The sequence below is a fragment of the Shimia gijangensis genome, assembly GCF_900142085.1.
Classification (GTDB): Bacteria; Pseudomonadota; Alphaproteobacteria; order Rhodobacterales; family Rhodobacteraceae; genus Shimia; species Shimia gijangensis.
This window is the reverse complement of record NZ_FQZQ01000025.1, coordinates 38,684-57,730: the sequence shown is the minus strand read 5'-3', so window position 1 is coordinate 57,730 and position 19,047 is coordinate 38,684. Positions and strand designations below refer to the sequence as shown.

The window sequence follows — 19,047 nt, the reverse complement described above, 5'->3', positions numbered from 1 at the left end:
ACAGTCAACGTGCCGCATAATCAAACCAACCAGATGAGCCGAACACTCTCTTAGTTTACGCCGCTCTTGGTTCCAAAAACTCTGACGACGGACACCCTGTCGAAGTTGGCAATGCCAGTTATCACGACACCGATATCGTCACCATCTCAGGTATGCAGATGGATGTTGCTACTGCCAAGTCTATGGGTCTGCTCGGGCAAAACCCGAGTGAACAAGTGGTACCCCAACAGCAACAGCAAATGTCGCCAGAAGATATGGTGGATAATGCCGTTCAAAACGACACCAAAGAAGCTCTGGATGGCACTGACCTAATTGTCGAAAGCTGGAACATGCAGACCGAAGGCAAGGGCCTCGAAACCCTGAACGACTTCGCTGCTGATTTTGTCGAGAACGGTGAACTCACCGAAGCATCCCTTGAGAAGGCTCTGAGTAACCACGGGATTGGCGAAGGTATCATGCGAGAGCAATTCGCCCAGATCACTGATGCTGGCAACCAGAACGTCTACAACGCGCTGGAAGTTGGCGACGACCTCGGGATGGAGCGCATGGAGTTCCTGCGAGAAGTCCACGACACCGGAACTTCGGCTGACGCAAAGTTGGTCCGAGGGTTGATGGCTGGCGCTGCTCTGGGTCACCTGAGTGGTGCTGAAGTGGTCGATCACTTTGACCGTCTATATGCGAAGTACACTGGTGAGTAATGAGTTCGGCACTTGAGACTCTGCGGAGGGAAGCATTCGAGAGTTTGCTTCGCTCTGTCTCAATTCCGCAGTCCGAGATGGACATTCGCGCTCACTGTCTTCGCTATCTGGACACAATAGGCACCTATGGTTTGAAGCCTTCTCCTGAAGCTGCTGCAATCATCGAAGCCAACAAGGATATCTTGGCCTCAGGGGAATACTCCTGATGGACCTAGTGACCCTCCTGATCCTCATCGGCCTGTACTTGTCGGGTGTCGAAATCCTCATTCGATGAAGAGGCCACAATCCAAAACTCTAACACAACGCAAAGGGGGGCGGGCATTTGCTCGGCCTCTTTGTCTTTCTACCGACTGAAGGCACTCCACGAGTTTTTCTCAAAGCAATATCAAAAGGAAATCAATGGGTCACGACCTCCCCCAAAACGCTGAAATCATTCTCAACGACAACCAAGAGTTTTATGATCAGGTCCCAGAGCGTTTCAAATCCAAGAAGATGCAAGATGAAGTTTTGATCGTTGGGATCATCCACCCCAAGGAATCTGGCGACCCTCGTATCTTCAGGGACGACAAGACAAAGGCTCTTTACATCTAAACGGGATGACATGGCCAAGCAGCCTGTCTGATGGTGAGAAGCAAGCCCTGACCAACCGGTTTGATCAGAACTGGGAAGCAGGGATGTATCGGGAATGGCTGGATGTTCACACCAGCGAAGTCCTTGAGCAGCACCGAAGGCAAGGCCCTTGGTTGCCTGAGGAAGAACGTAGAACGAAAACCGCAGAACAACACTGAGCGTTTGTTCGGCTGGCGTGAGGGAACTCACCAGTGCGCTCGGGCCAAGGGAGAGTTGAGGCAGCCCACAAAATTGTTTCCTCTCCCACCCTTAAACCCCACTCATTTTTCGTCATAGAGTCAAAGGGTTGGATCTGAAACAAAGGGGTTAGTTGACCACAGGTCATCCTAGTATCCCTAGTTGTACCTGTTATACTTTCAGTCATGGACGCTAGGTCTTGAAGAACAAGGACTTACGGAAATTGAACAGTCTCCCGTTACCCGCTCCAATTTCTTCAATTTGCCGATATCCCAACACCAGACTTCAACGCCCGTTGCGGTGCCCGTGTACGTAATCGAGCAAAGATTGGGTCGAGGCCGTGGTGTTTTCCGGTGAACTTTTGCCTGCAACGGCCGGAATGAACTCACTGGCCAGTTCTTTTCCCAGCTCGACTCCCCATTGGTCAAATGAATTCAACCCAAGTACGACACCCTCAACAAAAACGCGATGCTCGTAAAGCGCTATGATCTGTCCCAAAACAAATGGGGAAAGTTTTGGATAAGCCAGCGTGATCGACGGTCGATTTCCAGAGAAAACTCTATGAGATGCAAGGCGGTTCACATCGCCATCAGAAACATTATCTTTCAACATGTTGCGAGCTTTCCCTAATGTTCTCCCCCGCAACAGAGCTTCGGATTGCGCCAGACAATTCGCGACCAGTGCCTCGTGGTGATGCGTTAGATCAACTTCATGTCCTTTGGCGCCTATCAAGAACTCGACCGGCACCACGTCACAGCCCTGATGCAGAAGTTGGAAAAATGCGTGCTGCCCGTTGGTTCCAGGCTCTCCCCAGACCACAGGACCACCGCCATGAAGCAATGACTTCCCGTCCAGCCCCACTCCTTTACCGTTGGATTCCATTTCAAGCTGCTGCAAATAGGCAGGAAGCCGACGCAAACGATGCTCGTAGGGGATCACGGCACGGGTCGCATAACCACAGAATTTGTGATGCCACAGTCCAACCAAGGCCAACAGGACCGGCATGTTTTGTTCGGGTGGCGCGCTTGAAAAATGCTGATCCATCGCCAGACCACCTTTGAGGAAGTCTGCAAACCCCCCGGGTCCAATCGCCAGCATCAGCGACAAGCCAATCGGCCCCCAAACAGAATAACGCCCGCCAATCCAATTGCCAAATCCAAAGACGTTTTCATCTGCAATTCCAAAGACTTTGGTCTGATCCAAAGCTGAGGAAATTGCCACGAACTGACGCATTGGATCGATGCATTCGCCTTGCATCCACTGCAGCGCCGTGTGCGCATTCATCATAGTTTCCTGGGTCGTAAAGGTCTTGGACGCAACAACAATCAACGTGGTTTTCGGGTTCAGCCCCTGCAAAGTGTCCTGCAGGTCTGCGCCGTCCACATTTGATACAAAATGGCATTTGGGACCATCGGCGTAGGGCGCAAGCGCCAACACGGCCATTGCCGGACCAAGATCCGACCCACCGATGCCGATATTGACCACATCCGTTACGCGCCCCCCCTCGCCTTGCCACGCACCAGATCTGATATGGTGCGCAAAGACACGCATCCTGTCATAAACTTCGCGGACCTCGGCCAGAATATCGGTTCCATCCACAACCAAGGTTGCGTCCGTGGTTGAACCTTCGAGCTGACGCAAAGCTGTGTGCAAAACAGCGCGCCCTTCCGTTTCGTTGATCTTTTCTCCCCGAAACATCGCGTCCCGGCGGGGTCCAACGTCCTTGGTCAGCGCGATCAGCGCCGCACGTTGATCTGTGTCCAGATTGGTCTTGGAGTAATCCAGCAAAAGCCCATCCGTCTGAATCGAAAAATCTGTTGCGCGATTGGCATCCTCAAATAAGGCAGCGATTTTGCGTTCTTCGGTTTTCTTTCGAGAGTCTTGAAGGGAATTCCACATGATCTATGGGGTCCAATGCACTGTTGCGGCTTCAAGAATGGCTTGAATAGGTGCCTTTTCGACAGGTAGATTTCGAGACGCACGCAATGCATCCCGTTTGTCTTGTCCCGTGATCAATATATGCTTGGACAACGCACCATTTAGAACTCGCGCCGAAAATGTCACGCGCGGTTCCTCCAGATCATCCCGTGCGACAGGCACAAGAATTGGCGCGTGCGGGTCAAGAGCCTCGACCAGCCCCGCCGCCCCGGGAAATAGCGAGGCCGTGTGCATATCCGCGCCCATTCCCATCAACGCCACAGCAATCGGCAACTCTGATGCAATCTGCGATTCCAATTCGGCCAGAACATCCTGCGGCGCATGCTGGGCTGCGCACAGCGGTAGAAAACGTGCCTTTGCCGCCTTGTTGACCAAGAGTCTCTCTTTGATCAAGCGGGCATTCGAGCGTGGATGATCCTCAGGAACCCAACGTTCGTCGGTCGGCACCACATCCACCCGCGACCAATCAATATCCACGGCACACAAGTCGTCGAAGACTGGTCCGGGCGTGGTCCCTCCTGGCACCGCAAAACAGATACGCTCTTCGTGATGCAGGGCTTCTCCAAGCTCGTCTGCCAACATGTTGGCCACATCCATCGCCATCATCTCCGAGTCCGGATACTTCAGAAAATTCATGCCTTTATTCCTCTCCATTCCCGACCATCCCGGCGCATCAGCTGTGCCGCCATATCTGGTCCGAAGTCAAATGCATCATAAGGTTTTGGCACGTCACCCCTCGCCTGCCATCCCTTGATTATCGGATCGGTCCATGCCCAAGCCGCTTCAACTTCATCATCGCGCATGAACAGAGTTTGATTTCCCCGTATCACATCCATTATCAGCCTCTCATAGGCATCCGGAGCGTCTGCATCAGGCCCCAAAGCCTCGGCAAAACTCATGTCCAAGGGCACGTCCATCAAACGCATCCCTCCCTGACCCGGCTCCTTGATGGTCACATCGAGCGTGATGCCTTCGTTTGGCTGAAGCTGAATGGTCAGCTCGTTATTGTGGCGCCCGGCTTCGGGGCCAAAAATGGAATGAGGCGCGTCTTTGAAAACAACGGTAATCTGTGAATCCCGCGACTTCAGACGCTTGCCCGTACGCAAATAAAACGGCGTTCCTGCCCATCGCCAGTTGCTAAGCTGACACCGCAGCGCGACAAAGCTTTCGGTGGTGGAACGCGGATTGCCAACATCTTCGCGGTAACCGGGGACATTGTCAGCCTGCGTGTACTGGCCACGGACAATATGATGCGGCTCTACTGTATCCAACGCTCTGATGACTTTCAGCTTTTCGTCACGCACGGCGTCCGGTTCGAATTTGGCGGGTGGCTCCATCGCAATCAGGCACAGCAGTTGCATCAGATGGTTCTGCACCATGTCACGCATCGCCCCTGCGCGTTCGTAATAAGCCTCACGGCCGTGCACACCCACTGTCTCGGCCACTGTTATCTGAATGTGATCAATGTATTGCGCATTCCACAATGGTTCGAACAACATATTGCCAAACCTAACAGCCATCAGGTTCTGAACGGTTTCTTTTCCAAGATAGTGGTCAATCCTGTAAATCTGGCTTTCATCGAAATGACTACACAATACGCGGTTCAAAGCACGGGCTGTTTCAAGGTCACGTCCAAAGGGTTTTTCGACGACAATTCGGCTATCTGGCCCGACCAGCTCCCACTTGTGAAGCCGTTCTGCCAGTTCCTTGAACAGGCTGGGCCCCACCGAAAAATAGAAAGCCCGAACAGTTTGTGTACCAATTTTATCAGCGAGCTTTTGCCAACCTTGATCTCCCATCGCATCAAGCGTCACATAATCAATATGTTCCAGAAACTGATCGACCTCACGCCCATCAGCGGCATCGCAAAACTCACGCAGCGCTGCACGCACGAAATCACAATATTCCGCTGCGGACATTTTCGATCGCGCCGCGCCTATCAATCGGGAAGGTGACGGCATCTGCCCCGCGCAAAACCTCTTGAACAGGGCCGGTAAAATCTTGCGCCGCGCGAGATCACCTGTGCCGCCAAACACAACCAGGTCAAATGCTTCGATCTCAGCCATGCGGGTCTCCATGCCGTGTCGTGTCACTGTCTCAACCGGAGTATTCCGGAAAATGTTAGCGCTAACGCAAGCACTACCATTCCGATACTATCACTGCAAGTGCGCATCACAACTGTGTCAGTCGCCACAATACGGGTTTTCTGACCTTTTATGGTCCGTTAGCAATGTCCGAAACAGGATGGCGCGCATGAAAGATCAAAGTATCCCCGGAAAATTCTCAGACCCCTATGTCACGGCGTCGGGTGAGTTACGCGCCCGCGTTCCATTTGGCAATCCGGAAACGCTTTGGTTCAACACCGGTACGCTTTGCAATATCGAGTGTGAGAATTGTTATATTCTGTCATCTCCGACCAATGATGCCCTAGTGTATCTGAGCACGGTCGAAGTGTCGCTCTACCTGGATCAACTCGAAGAGCGCAATTGGAATCCACGTGAAATTGGATTTACCGGCGGCGAACCCTTTATGAACCCCGACATGATCGATATGACCGCCCAGGCACTTGAGCGCGGGTATGACGTTCTTGTGCTGACCAATGCCATGCAACCGATGATGCGCCCACGTGTTCAAAAGGGTCTTCTTGATCTGCAACAGCGTTTTGGCCACAAACTTACGCTTAGAATTTCTGTAGATCATTGGCGGGATGATCTACACGAAACGGAACGCGGCCGCGGTAGTTTTGCGCGCACAATCGCGGGCATGCTGTGGTTGCACAACAACGGTATTCGAATGACGGTGGCTGGACGAACAGTCTGGGGTGAAACTGAATACGAAGCGCGCGCGGGCTATGCCGATCTTTATGCAACACATGGGTTTGACATATCAGCACAGGATCCGAGCCAGACTGTCTTGTTCCCTGAGATGGACGAATTGGCCGAGGTGCCCGAAATCACTACCGACTGCTGGGGCATTCTTCACAAATCCCCCCGTGACGTGATGTGCGCGTCATCACGAATGGTGGTGAAACACAAAGGCGCGGAACTGCCTTCGGTCATAGCCTGCACGCTTTTGCCCTATGTCCCTGAATTTGATCTTGGACACTCTTTGAAAGACGCAGAGCGCGACGTGGCCCTCAACCACCCGCATTGTGCAAAGTTCTGCGTTCTTGGTCGCGCTAGCTGCTCTGCCTGATCGGCTTCACTTTTCAAAGAACTCTGGGGTGAGCATGGTCTGTTCAAGGAAAGACGATGAGAGGGGCAACGCGCTTAAATAACTTAACGCACCATTGCCCCTAAATGATGTGGCTGATATAACAACCACAACTAAATAAAGACCGCCAGACAGAAGCGAGCCCCTACGTGAGCGACACGCCAGAAACCCCTGAAAACGAAGAAGAAACCGTCCGCGAATACATGGTTCACGACGGACCTTCTGTGACCATCGAAGACGAGATGCGCACTTCCTATCTCGATTACGCCATGAGCGTGATCGTGAGCCGTGCGATTCCTGACCTTCGGGACGGTCTGAAACCGGTTCATCGGCGTATTCTTTACGCTATGCATGAGACCGGAAACTCCCACGATAAATCATATCGTAAGTCAGCCCGCCCAGTGGGTGATGTTATGGGTAAATACCACCCACATGGCGACAGCGCGATCTATGACGCCTTGGTGCGGATGGCTCAGGACTTCTCGATGTCCCTGCCTCTGCTGGATGGTCAAGGCAACTTTGGCTCGATGGATGGCGATAACCCCGCCGCGATGCGCTATACCGAAGTACGGATGGACAAACCGGCCGCCTTTGTGCTGGCTGACATCGAAAAAGATACGGTCGACTTTCAGGATAACTATGATGGCAAAGACAAAGAACCAACGGTTCTGCCATCGCGCTTCCCAAATATGCTGGTCAATGGGGCTGGCGGCATTGCTGTTGGTATGGCGACCAATATTCCGCCGCATAACCTTGGCGAAGTGGTTGATGCCACGCTGGCTCTGATCGAAGAACCTGACCTCACGACAGAACAACTGATCGAATACGTGCCCGGGCCTGACTTCCCGACTGGCGGCATCATGCTGGGTCGCACAGGCGCGCGCAAAGCCTATATTGAGGGCCGTGGCAGCGTCATTATCCGCTCAAAAACCCGCATCGAAGAAATTCGCAAAGATCGCTATGCAATTGTCATCGACGAGATTCCCTATCAGGTGAACAAAGCCTCGATGATCGAAAAGATTGCCGAGCAGGTGCGCGACAAAAAAATCGAAGGCGTCGCCCACGTTCAGGATGAATCTGACCGCAACGGAGTGCGCGTGGTTGTGGAACTGAAACGCGATGCCACTGCCGAAGTCGTGTTGAACCAATTGTTCCGCTTTACACCAATGCAGACCTATTTTGGCTGTAACATGCTGGCTTTGAACGGAGGCCGACCGGAACAGCTCACTCTGCGCCGCTTCCTGACATCGTTCATTGATTTCCGTGAAGAAGTTGTCGCCCGTCGTACGGCATTTGAATTGCGCAAAGCCCGTGAGCGCAGCCACATCTTGTGTGGTCTGGCCGTGGCTGTGACCAACATCGACGAAATTGTCACCACAATCCGCCAGTCACAAGATGCCGCCGAAGCCCGCGAAAAGCTGATGACGCGACGCTGGCCAGCCCAACCGATCCTGCAATATATTGCCCTGATCGATGATCCGACCCATACCGCCAATGACGACGGCACCTATAACCTGTCCGAAACTCAGGCCCGTGCAATCCTCGAATTGCGCCTGCAGCGCCTTACGCAGATTGGCGTCAAAGAGGTCACTGGTGAACTTGAAGAATTGGCCGGTAAGATCAAGGAATACCTTGAGATTCTTGGATCACGCGACCGGATCATGGGGATCATCACCGATGAGCTGGCCGAGGTTCGCGAAAAATTCGCCGTGCCGCGCCGTACCGAAATCGTCGACTGGTCTGGCGATATGGAAGACGAAGACCTGATCGAGCGTGAAGACATGGTTGTGACGGTCACATCCGGCGGCTATATCAAACGCACGCCATTGGCCGATTTCCGCGCCCAAAAACGTGGTGGCAAAGGCCTGTCTGGTATGCAGACAAAAGAAGAGGACGTGGTCACCACCCTTTTCGTGGCCAATACCCATACTCAGTTGTTGTTCTTCACAACAGACGGCATGGCTTACAAGCTGAAAACATGGCGCCTGCCCCAAGGCGGTCGCACTGCGAAAGGCAAGGCCATCGTCAACATCCTGCCGATTCCGACGGGTGTTTCGATTGCCGCAATCATGCCTGTCGATGTTCCCGAAGACGACTGGGCCGATTTACAAATAGTCTTTGCCACATCCGCAGGAACTGTACGCCGTAACCGCCTGTCAGACTTCACAAATGTGAAATCCAACGGAAAAATCGCGATGAAGTTCGAAGACGATCATGCCGACACCAAGCTGATCAACGCGCGTATCTGTTCGGATGATGATGACGTCATGTTGGTGACCAACTCCGGACGCGCCATCCGCTTCCCCACAACCGAGACACGCGTTTTCAATAGCCGCTCTTCAGTTGGCGTACGCGGCATCAGGCTATCTGGCAAAGACGAAGTTGTTTCGATGTCGATTATTCGACATTCGAAATACTCACCCGAACAGCGCACCGCCTATCTCAAAATGCGCCGTGCAATGGCTGGTCTCACTGATGATGTAGAAGGCACTGACGAAGAAGAATCGACCAGCGCATCGGTCGAATTCGACTACGCTGAAATGTCAGCCGCTGAAAACCTGATCCTGACGATCACGTCGGGCGGCGCAGGCAAGCTTTCATCATCGCACGACTATCCCGTTCGCGGACGTGGTGGTATGGGCGTTGCTGCAATGGACAAAGCCATGCGCGGCGGAGAACTTGTCGCCTCATTCCCTGTCGAAATCGACGATCAGATCATGCTCGCCACCTCCAAGGGTCAGTCGATCCGCGTGCCGGTCGAGGGTATTTCGTTCCGCTCACGCAGCGCAGGCGGCGTCAAAGTCTTCAACACAGGTAAAAATGAAGAGGTGGTCTCGGTCGCCCGTATTGCCGAGCAAAGCGAAGAGGAAGTAGAGGCGTCAGAAGAATGAACTTCTAAGCCATCTTAGTTATCACATTGTTGGTGACTTCTATCGTGTTCATCATTGCGATCTTTCGCAATCGCAACGTCCCGGCTGCAAACATCAAGATCGTTGAAATCAACCAGCACATTGCGGAAAATCAAGAACGGCTCATTGCGTCAAGTGAACGTTACGCCAGTGCAATAGAACGGGTCACCAACGCGTACGAAAAACGCTGATCCGTTCTATGGCGCGTTATTTGGGCTCAAAGTCCATATAACTGCGAAAACTTTTCTTCCAGATACGCCAACAATGGCTCGGGCGAAGGCTCTAGATCGCTTGCGTGCAAAATCGTGTCACGTGGATTTCTAAGCCCGCCGAATTGCTGAAGGTTGTCTTTGAGCCATCCGGTCGCGGCCTCGGTATCCCCTAAAGCCAACTGCCCGTCCAAATTCGGCACCGATTTGCGCAGGGCTTCGTTCAAACAACCTGCATAGACATTGCCCAGCGAATAAGTCGGAAAATATCCAAACAGGCCGACGGACCAATGCACGTCCTGCAAACATCCATTTGATGGCTTGTCGACAGCATAACCAAAGTCCGCCAGAAACCGGTCATTCCACGCGGCTTCCAGATCATCAGCTGCCAAATCCCCGGCCATCAATGCACGCTCAAGATCAAACCGTAGCATGATGTGCAGATTGTATTGCACCTCATCCGCTTCGGTGCGGATATAGCCATCATGCACCCGGTTCACAGTGCCATAAAAAGCCTCTGCATCCGGAATGCCAAAGTCGCCAAAAACCTCGGTCATTTCGTTAAACAGCCAGCCGGTAAAGGCCCTGGAACGTCCAAGCTGGTTTTCATATATCCGGCTTTGGCTTTCATGCACGCCCATCGACACGCCACAGCCCATCGGGGTCAACAGATAGGCGTCATCAATATTTTGTTCGTAACACCCGTGGCCAACTTCGTGAATTGTTGAGTAAAAACAATTGAAGGGATCATCGTCGCTGGTCCGTGTGGTGATCCGCACGTCATGGCCAGACCCGGAAGAGAAAGGATGCACGGCTTTGTCGACCCGACCCTTGGACATGTCATAGCCAAAGGTCTTGGCAAGTTTCCGGGTCAGCTTCATCTGTTTGTCTGGCGGAAATTCTCCTGAAACGGCCTGCGGCGCCTCTGCCTCCAGAACGGCCGCCCTCAACGCCACCAGACGTGGGCGCATCGCATCAAACATCGCGCCAAGATCAAGGGCCGTCATGTCAGGCTCGTAGTCATCCACCATCGCGTCATAAACATCGCCGCCATTGGCCAACGCCTGACCTTCCTGACGCTTAAGGCCGACAACCTCTTCCAGCACGGGCAAGAACGCCGCCACATCCTCATCCGCGCGGGCCTGAGCCCACTGTCCCTGCGCACGGCTGGTGACCTTGGCAATCTCTGCGGCAAGGTCTGCGGGAACTTTTATCGTGCGCGTATAAGACCGGCGGATCAGGCGCATCTGCGCTTGCCCGACCTCATCAAGTGTCGTGTCATCGATTTCGTTCAGCCAACTTCCCACACGCGCATCCGTGCGGCGTGCATGCAGCACGCTTTCCATCGCCGCCATCTCTTCTGCCCGTTGTGGTGCGGCCTCGCGTGGCATCATGGTTTCCTGATCCCAGCCCAAACGCCCAGCGACCTGTCCCAACGCTTCGGTGGTCTGCTGGAACGCCATCAAATCATCATATGCACTCATGTTTTTAACCTTCACGGATGGAACGGGTTACAGGGTAATGCGACAGGAACCTTGCCCGCAGGATCAGGCTCCAAACCACGATGGCCGAAAGTTGATGCAATATCGCGATGTGCACGGGGGCAGCGTAAAGAACGGTGAATATGCCCAGCAACAGCTGGATCGCAATCGCTGCCATGACCGAATTAAAAGCAAATTGCGTGGTCTTATGGGCAGATCCGCGTCCTGCGCGCCAAACCACTACAGCAAAAATCACTAACAGATAGCCCCAAAATCGGTGGATAAACTGCACCAGTCCGGCGTTTTCAAAAAAGTTCTTCCAAACGGGTGAGATTTCAAACGCATCCGGCGGAAACACCTGCCCCGCCATCAAAGGCCAATCCACAAACGATCGTCCCGCATCAATTCCGGCGACCAACGCGCCCAAAAAAATCTGCAAAAATGCCATATGCATCAGGCCCGTCGACATCGAAAACAGCTTGGCTTCTTTGCCACGCCGGGCCTGCATCAAATCACGCTCAGACCGCCCAAGCAGCAAGATATACCAACCGATGAATCCAAGGATCACAAAGGCGAGCCCCAAATGGGTCGCAAGCCTGTAAGAGGCCACTGTGGTCACCTCTTGGCCCGAGGTCACGCCCGAGGCAACCATCCACCACCCTACGGCGCCCTGAAGCCCGCCAAGGGCTCCAATCAGGATCAATCGCCCAGTCCACCCGGTTGGAATTTTCCGCGTGGCAGCAAAGCCCAGAAACCCGACGGCCCAAACAAGGCCAATCACCCGGCCAATCTGGCGATGCCCCCATTCCCACCAGTATATCTGTTTGAAATCAGACAGTTCCATCCACTGATTGTCGATCCGCCACTGGTCAATGGCTTTGTACTTGTCAAATTCAGCCTGCCATTCGACGTCACGCATCGGAGGCATGGCGCCAGTCACCGGGCGCCATTCAGTGATCGACAACCCGCTCTCGGTCAGACGCGTCAGTCCCCCCACAACGATCATCACCACAACCATGGCAAACAACACGATCAACCACGCGCGAATTCCACGGCGCGCACCGCCGCCCCCCTGATCGATCACACCCACGGCTTTGGGTGCCTCTTTTGGGGCGCTGTCGCTCACATCTTCGAAAATACTGCGCTTTTGACTCATCGAATTGTCCTTGCCGTTTCAGCGAGAGTAAGCCGCGTTTTATCCACCTTCAAGCGATCAGTCACCGCGTTCTTTCCAGCGCACCATCTGGCGCATTATCCCATGCAACATCTGCACATCCGCGCGTGTCAGAGGCATGCGCGACCACATATTGCGCAGATTAACCTTCATGCCCTCGGCCTTGGGCTCGGGAAAGAAAAAACCGGCCGTGTCCAACCTTTGTTCATAATGCGCGCTCAGGGCTTCCATTTCTGATTGGCTGGCCCATTCAGTCTTGGCCATATCAATGCGTTCCGGCGCAACATCCACTGCGCCACGTTGCCATTCATAGGCCGTCAGCAACACACATTGCGCAAGGTTAAGCGAGGCAAATTCAGGATTGACCGGCACGTTGATGATCGCATTGGCTTTGGCGATGTCTTCATTTTCCAGCCCCGATCGTTCGGGCCCAAACAACACTGCGACTTTCTCACCCGCAGCAATCTTTTCGCGGGCCATCTCCATGGCGCGCTCTGGTGTCACCACAGGCTTGGTCAACCCGCGCGCCCGAGCAGTGGTCGCAAAGACATAGTGGCAATCATCAAGTGCAGCTTCGGTGGTCTCTGTCAGCCGCGCCTCATCAAGCAAACGCCCTGCTCCAGACGCCATCGCAACCGCCCTTTGGTTGGGCCACCCGTCCCGGGGCGCAACAATTCGCATCCGGTCCAGCCCGAAATTCCACATCGCGCGCGCGGCCCCCCCGATGTTCTCGCCCATTTGCGGGCGCACCAGAACAAAAGCGGGCTGCGGATTGTCACTCGGCATGAACCAGACTCCTTGAAAAATCCTGTTGCTCTTAGCCACGTGTGTAGCCCAAATTCAACCCGCCGCTTCCAAATGGCTGTAAATATCCCGGCCGGAGGCCTAGAATCCCCAAAACAACAAGAGACAGTTGCACAATGGCTTATGACGAAGGGCTCGCGACTCTGATGCGCGATGATTTGACAGATTTGCATGGCATTGAGGAAAAAAAATGTTCGGTGGCCTGTGCTTCATGCTGAACGGCAACATGCTCTGTGGCGTGCACAACGGCGGTGGTATGTTTCGGGTCGGCAAGGCTAATGAAGATGCGGCGCTGGACGTCAACGGGGTGAGCCCTCTGGCGTTCACCGGTAAAAAGATGGGTGGCATGTTGGACGTGGACGATGATCTAATGGCTGATGACGCGCGCCGCGCCCAAGTGCTGGCGTTGGCTGTGGAATTTGTCGGCGCATTGCCTGCAAAGTAGCCAAGCCAACAATTCCGCGCTATAGCGGCGCAAACATGCATAAACGGAGCCCGACAATGGCCTCAATCGAGCAACCCCAAATTTATCTCATCACCCCACCCGAGATTGAACTCAGTAAGTTTCCCGATCAGCTAGCGCGGGTTTTGGATTCCACTGAAATAGCATGTGTGCGGCTGGCGCTTTCAACGCGTGACGAAGACCGGATCAGCCGGGCCGCCGACGTGGTTCGCGAAACCTGCCATGCCCGTGACGTGGCCATTGTGATTTCCGAGCATCTGGTTCTGGCCGAACGTCTGGGTCTCGACGGCGTGCATCTGACGGATGGCTCTCGTCTGGTGCGCAAAACCCGCAAAGATTTGGGCGATGATGCCATCGTCGGTGCATTTTGCGCCGCCTCGCGCCATGATGGCATGACGGCAGGTGAAATGGGGGCGGACTATGTCGCCTTTGGCCCGGTTGGCACCACCCCGCTGGGCGATGGGTCAGTGGCGGAACATGATCTGTTTGAATGGTGGTCCCAGATGATCGAAGTCCCGGTTGTCGCCGAAGGCGCACTGAACACGGACATCATCCGCGCCTTGTCACCAGTCACAGACTTTTTTGGCATCGGTGACGAGATTTGGAACAATGAAGATCCGGTCGCGAAACTGACGGAATTGCGCACCGCCTTCTGAACCACGCCTCTCTGCTTGCCAAGAATGGCACAAACAGTCAGAACCAGTGGCATGACACAGCCTCATGATATTCTTTGCATTGGGTCCGTCCTTTGGGACATTATCGGCCGCGCACCATCACATATGCGCCAGGGATCAGACGTGCCTGGTCGCATCACCCGCCTGCCCGGCGGAGTAGCCCTTAATATTGCGATGACCCTGGCCCGTTTTGGCTTGCGCCCTGCGCTTTTGACAGCCGTGGGACAAGACGCCGAAGGCCACGAGTTGATCACCGCTTGCCGTGAATTGGGGCTGATCACCGAGCATGCCTATCGCTCAGAAGACCTGCCCACTGATAGTTACATGGCCGTCGAAGGTGCCAACGGGTTGATTGCGGCCATTGCGGATGCACATTCTCTTGAGGCCGCCGGCGACAAAATTCTACGCCCACTAGAAGATGGAACGTTGGCCAGTGCTGCCGCTCCTTACGAAGGGTATATCGCGCTGGACGGCAACCTGACCCAGCGTTTGCTGGAAAACATCGCGCACAGTCCGTTGTTTGCGCGCGCTGACCTGCGCGTCGCCCCGGCCAGCCCCGGTAAGGCCGAACGCCTTTTACCTTTTCTCGCATATGGCCGCGCGGTGCTCTATGTGAACCTCGAAGAGGCCGGTTTGCTTTGCCAAACTAGTTTTGACAGCTCTGCCGACGCCGCAGTGGCCTTGGTTGCCCGTGGCGCGGGTCGGGCCTTGGTGACAGACGGCGGCAATTCCGCCAGCGATGCGACACAGGACGGAGTCATCACTCAGACACCACCCTCTGTGCTCGTGACCCGTGTCACAGGGGCTGGTGATACATTTATGGCTGCCCATATAGCGGCTGAGACCACCGGAGCAGACCACGACGAGGCTCTTGCCCGCGCTCTGACTGCGGCGGCGAATTATGTCTCAGGAGGACATGCAAAATGAGCCTATTCACCCTCTCCCCGGAAGTTGCCGAGGCCAAAGCCAATGGCGCGCCGATTGTGGCGCTGGAAAGCACGATTATCACCCATGGCATGCCATTTCCGCAAAACGTTCAGGTCGCGCGTCAGGTGGAAGCTGACATTCGGGCCAAAGGTGCCACACCCGCCACCATCGCTGTTTTGGAAGGAACCTTGTTTATTGGCCTAACCGATGCCCAACTTGACCAACTGGCCCAGTCGCAAAACGTGGCGAAACTGTCTCGCGCTGATCTCGCGGTGTGCATGTCAAAAGGCCTGACCGGCGCCACAACCGTGGCCGCCACAATGATTGCCGCGCATCTTGCAGGCATTCATGTCTTTGGTACCGGCGGCATTGGCGGTGTGCACAAAGGCGCGGAACATAGCTTTGATATCTCTGCCGATCTCAGCGAACTGGCGCAAACCCCGGTCACTGTTGTTGCCGCAGGTGCAAAGGCCATTCTCGACATTCCTAAAACGCTGGAAGTTCTCGAAACCAACGGTGTGCCTGTGATCGGCTATCAGCAAGACAGTTTTCCGGCGTTCTGGTCTTCGCACTCGCTTTTGGACGCCCCATTGCGCATGAACAGCCCTGTACGCATTGCCCGCGCGCATGTGATGCGCCAGAAACTAGGCTTGCCTGGCGGTCAGTTGGTTGCCAATCCAATCCCAGTTGCCGACGAAATCCCAACCGATGTCATGGAGCCGGTGATTGCTCAGGCCACGACCGAAGCCAATGAAAAAGGTATCACTGGCAAAGACGTTACGCCCTTCTTGCTGTCGCGAATCTTTGAACTGACCGAAGGCCGATCATTGACTGCCAATATCGCGTTGGTAAGAAACAACGCGCGACTTGCTGCTGAAATAGCCATTGAGATCGTAACTCTTAAGAAATAACGACCATTCATGCGTCTGACCGTTGATCGTTCCGTCCGGACGGCTTAGGTACAACCAAACCTTTCAAAGTGACCCCCACATGAAAACGCCCTTCGACGACGAGCACCCTCATCACCGCAAACATGGCCGGTTTTCCGGTTTGCGGGCGTCTTTCCTGACGGGGATCGTTGTGATTGCACCAGTGGCCATGACCATTTGGCTGATCTGGACAATGATGGGCTGGGTGGACAGTGTTGTTCTGCCGCTGGTGCCAAGCACTATTCAGCCCGAGAAATACATCGGCATCAATCTGCGCGGCGTCGGCGTCATTATCTTCCTGATCTTCACAATCGTCATTGGCTGGATTGCCAAGGGGCTGATTGGCCGGTCGTTCATCAATTTCGCCGAAAGTCTGGTGGATCGCATGCCGGTTGTGCGTTCGATCTATTCTGGCGTGAAGCAAATTGCCGAAACCGTTTTTGCGCAGTCAGATCGGAACTTTGAAAAGGCTTGTCTGATCGAATACCCGCGTCGGGGCATTTGGGTCGTTGGATTTATTTCCACCGAGGCCAAAGGCGAAGTCTCGGAATCAGCTCATACCGGGGACAGATTGATGGGTGTCTTTATTCCGACCACGCCAAACCCAACATCAGGATTTTTGCTGTTTCTGCCCAAACAGGATATCATTGAACTGGAAATGAGCGTTGAAGAAGCTGCCAAATTGGTGATCTCCGCAGGGCTTGTCTATCCCAACGCCAAAGGCCCAACCCAGCCTATTGAAGAAGACTAGGTAAACATCTCCTGAAGATCGACCGTTCCCCGTTTGCCGATGTCACCGCGATGCGCCTTTAGAAAGTCCTCTGCCGCCTTTTGACCCGCCTCTTTGAGGCGCGCCAGTATGTAAGGTGTGGGCACAGATTTGGTGGCGACAGACAGATCATTCATCAAATCATCATCCGCAATCATGTGCACTTTCACCGATTTCATCTCGCCCTCGGCAACGGCCCCCTGGCCAATCAACCGCTGTACAAATGAGATTGCCCGCAATTCTCCCAAAAGCGCTGCATTAAAGCTGATCTCATTGATACGGCTTTGAATCTGTTGCGGCGTAACCGGCTTTTCTTTGCGCTCAATCGGGTTGATATTGATGATCACAACATCATCCGGCAGGCGATTGTCAAACAACGGAAAAAGAGCGGGATTGCCAGTGTAGCCACCATCCCAGTACGCGTCTTTGAGGCCGGTTTCCGGGTCTTCAATCTCGACCGCCTGAAACATTGTCGGCAGACAAGCAGAGGCAAGAATAACATCCGTCGTAATTTCATCTTTGGTAAAGACACGGGCCTTGCCGGTCCGGACATTTGTGGCGCAAACAAACAATCGTGGGCCATCTGCGGCGCAGACTTCAGAGAAATCAAATCCCTCAACGATGGATTTCAGCGGATTGCTGTAAAGCGGCCCATAAGAATAAGGAGAGATCATACGCGCCATGGTTTCACCCATCGTGTAAGGCAACGAATACTCCATTGCCCGCGCAACCTGACCGGGGTCCGGCCCAAGTCCGCCAAACCAGTTCCCAATATCTGTGACAGACATCGCGCCCATGCGCCGCCATAGCCCGTCGAGGTTCTCAAGTGCGCCTTGCGAGCCTTTGCGGATCATTCCGGATTTAAGCGCTGCGCCGTTCAACGCACCGGCCGAGGTGCCTGTTATCCCAGCAATCTCAATCTCAGGGTCTTTTAATAAAACCTCAAGCACACCCCATGTAAAAGCGCCATGCGCCCCACCCCCTTGCAGAGCGAGGTTTATTCGCTTCTTACCGGCCATATTGCGTCCACTCTCTACCCATTGACGATGAGAGCCTGCAAGGGATCAAAGAGCGGTCCACCCGCCATCCACGCTGATTGTCGTGCCAGTAATTTGCGCCGCAGCGTCCGAGCATAAGAATATCGTTGTACCCCCCAGTTGTTCCACAGTGGCAAACTCTTTGGAGGGCTGACGGGTCAACATGACATTCTTAACAACATCCTCACGGCTCATATTGTATTCGCGCATGGTGTCGGGAATTTGCGCCTCGACCAATGGCGTCAGCACATAACCCGGACAGATCGCATTGCAGGTGATCGGTTCCTGCGCGGTTTCCAGCGCCACGGTTTTCGACATGCCCACGACACCGTGCTTGGCCGCAATATAGGCCGCTTTGTATGGCGACGCCGTCAGCCCATGCGCCGAAGCAATGTTGACAATACGACCCCAGCCGCGCTCGCGCATGACGGGCAAGGCCGCTGCCATGGTGTGAAAGGCCGAGTTCATATTGATCGCAATGATCGCGTCCCATTTCTCAATCGGGAACTCATCAATCGGTGCGACATGCTGAATACCGGCATTGTTCACCAAGATGTCACAGCCACCAGCCTTTTCGATCAGCCCCCGGCACTGGTCCCCTTTGGACATATCCGCCTGAATGTAGCGCACTGCCACCCCAAATTCTTTTGCCATGCCTGCGGCCAGCGCGTGATCTTTTTCGCTGTCAGTGAATGAGTTCAGAACTACATCCGCCCCGGCCTTGGCCAGTTCGCGAGCGATTCCCAAACCGATTCCCGAGTTTGAACCGGTGATGATTGCGGATTTGCCTGACAGTGTCATTTGATGCCTCTGGTTGGTGATTTCTGATCGTGATTTGGCCGCACCTTATCATGTGGCCTCAGCAAAATAAGGGACAACTGGTGCGACACGTATTCCTACGGACAGAAAGTCTCGCCAAAAAAAACGCCCGCACAAGGCGGGCGTATAGTTATTGAGGCAGGTTTCATACAGGCAAGAAACCTATCGAGCAGTGCCCCCTTTATAAGCAATTCGG

At 54.2% G+C, this 19,047-nt stretch carries 17 protein-coding genes; 8 read left to right on the top strand and 9 right to left on the bottom strand.

Translation table 11 applies throughout. From position 1 onward, the window contains the following. The first annotated feature begins 158 nt into the window (after positions 1 to 158). On the top strand, positions 159 to 698 hold the full coding sequence (locus BUC32_RS17350; RefSeq protein WP_139280769.1) for a hypothetical protein: 540 nt from the start codon (positions 159 to 161) through the stop codon (positions 696 to 698). Positions 699 to 1,094: 396 nt separating this feature from the next. On the opposite strand, the gene BUC32_RS20460 is transcribed toward BUC32_RS17350, so the two are convergent. The 4 genes from BUC32_RS20460 to zwf form a co-directional block, all read right to left on the bottom strand. Then, the gene (locus BUC32_RS20460; RefSeq protein WP_139280768.1) at positions 1,095 to 1,517 is read right to left on the bottom strand and encodes a hypothetical protein; all 423 of its coding nucleotides are present in this window, start codon (positions 1,515 to 1,517) and stop codon (positions 1,095 to 1,097) included. 273 nt (positions 1,518 to 1,790) lie between these two features. Beyond that, positions 1,791 to 3,404, bottom strand: a complete 1,614-nt coding sequence (gene pgi / locus BUC32_RS17330; protein WP_073255917.1) for a glucose-6-phosphate isomerase — start codon at positions 3,402 to 3,404, stop codon at positions 1,791 to 1,793. Between the two features lie 3 nt (positions 3,405 to 3,407). Next, positions 3,408 to 4,079, bottom strand: coding sequence for a 6-phosphogluconolactonase (pgl, locus tag BUC32_RS17325; protein WP_073255914.1), 672 nt, complete (start codon positions 4,077 to 4,079; stop codon positions 3,408 to 3,410). Continuing rightward, positions 4,076 to 5,521, bottom strand: a complete 1,446-nt coding sequence (gene zwf / locus BUC32_RS17320; protein WP_073255912.1) for a glucose-6-phosphate dehydrogenase — start codon at positions 5,519 to 5,521, stop codon at positions 4,076 to 4,078. Before zwf ends, pgl begins: the two co-directional genes overlap by 4 nt. A gap of 175 nt (positions 5,522 to 5,696) precedes the next feature. On the opposite strand from zwf, the gene BUC32_RS17315 reads away from it, so the two are divergent. Further along, positions 5,697 to 6,638: a radical SAM protein gene (locus BUC32_RS17315; protein WP_073255949.1), complete on the top strand. Its 942-nt coding sequence runs from the start codon at positions 5,697 to 5,699 to the stop codon at positions 6,636 to 6,638. Between the two features lie 221 nt (positions 6,639 to 6,859). Beyond that, positions 6,860 to 9,547 carry a DNA gyrase subunit A gene (gene gyrA / locus BUC32_RS17310; protein ID WP_407695254.1) on the top strand — a complete coding sequence of 896 codons (2,688 nt, stop codon included), beginning with the start codon at positions 6,860 to 6,862 and terminating at the stop codon, positions 9,545 to 9,547. A 235-nt stretch (positions 9,548 to 9,782) separates the two neighbouring features. On the opposite strand, the gene BUC32_RS17300 is transcribed toward gyrA, so the two are convergent. Genes BUC32_RS17300 through BUC32_RS17290 form a run of 3 tightly spaced genes read right to left on the bottom strand, consistent with a single transcriptional unit; the run spans position 9,783 to position 13,215 of the window. Continuing rightward, the gene (locus BUC32_RS17300) at positions 9,783 to 11,258 is read right to left on the bottom strand and encodes a carboxypeptidase M32 (RefSeq protein WP_073255903.1); all 1,476 of its coding nucleotides are present in this window, start codon (positions 11,256 to 11,258) and stop codon (positions 9,783 to 9,785) included. 4 nt (positions 11,259 to 11,262) lie between these two features. Next, a complete protein-coding gene (gene ctaA / locus BUC32_RS17295; RefSeq protein ID WP_073255900.1) occupies positions 11,263 to 12,411 on the bottom strand; it encodes a heme A synthase in 1,149 nt (382 codons plus the stop codon). A gap of 57 nt (positions 12,412 to 12,468) precedes the next feature. Then, positions 12,469 to 13,215, bottom strand: coding sequence for an RNA methyltransferase (locus BUC32_RS17290; RefSeq protein WP_073255897.1), 747 nt, complete (start codon positions 13,213 to 13,215; stop codon positions 12,469 to 12,471). A gap of 208 nt (positions 13,216 to 13,423) precedes the next feature. Here BUC32_RS17290 and BUC32_RS17285 point away from each other — a divergent pair, with 208 nt between their 5' ends. The 5 genes from BUC32_RS17285 (at position 13,424) to BUC32_RS17265 (ending at position 16,977) form a co-directional block, all read left to right on the top strand. After that, positions 13,424 to 13,678 (top strand): TfoX/Sxy family protein, encoded by a 255-nt coding sequence (locus BUC32_RS17285; RefSeq protein WP_083599385.1) that lies wholly within the window; start codon positions 13,424 to 13,426, stop codon positions 13,676 to 13,678. Positions 13,679 to 13,734: 56 nt separating this feature from the next. Further along, the gene (locus tag BUC32_RS17280) at positions 13,735 to 14,352 is read left to right on the top strand and encodes a thiamine phosphate synthase (protein ID WP_073255946.1); all 618 of its coding nucleotides are present in this window, start codon (positions 13,735 to 13,737) and stop codon (positions 14,350 to 14,352) included. Between the two features lie 51 nt (positions 14,353 to 14,403). After that, positions 14,404 to 15,297, top strand: coding sequence for a PfkB family carbohydrate kinase (locus BUC32_RS17275; RefSeq protein WP_073255894.1), 894 nt, complete (start codon positions 14,404 to 14,406; stop codon positions 15,295 to 15,297). After that, positions 15,294 to 16,208, top strand: a complete 915-nt coding sequence (locus tag BUC32_RS17270) for a pseudouridine-5'-phosphate glycosidase (RefSeq protein ID WP_073255891.1) — start codon at positions 15,294 to 15,296, stop codon at positions 16,206 to 16,208. Before BUC32_RS17275 ends, BUC32_RS17270 begins: the two co-directional genes overlap by 4 nt. A 79-nt stretch (positions 16,209 to 16,287) precedes the next feature. Further along, a complete protein-coding gene (locus BUC32_RS17265; protein ID WP_073255888.1) occupies positions 16,288 to 16,977 on the top strand; it encodes a DUF502 domain-containing protein in 690 nt (229 codons plus the stop codon). Here BUC32_RS17265 and BUC32_RS17260 read toward each other — a convergent pair. After that, entirely contained in the window at positions 16,974 to 18,014 is a 1,041-nt protein-coding gene (locus BUC32_RS17260) for a patatin-like phospholipase family protein (RefSeq protein WP_073255885.1), read from the bottom strand. The genes BUC32_RS17265 and BUC32_RS17260 overlap by 4 nt on opposite strands. Before the next feature lie 45 nt (positions 18,015 to 18,059). Next, the gene (locus tag BUC32_RS17255; RefSeq protein ID WP_073255882.1) at positions 18,060 to 18,833 is read right to left on the bottom strand and encodes a 3-hydroxybutyrate dehydrogenase; all 774 of its coding nucleotides are present in this window, start codon (positions 18,831 to 18,833) and stop codon (positions 18,060 to 18,062) included. Positions 18,834 to 19,047 lie beyond the last annotated feature (214 nt).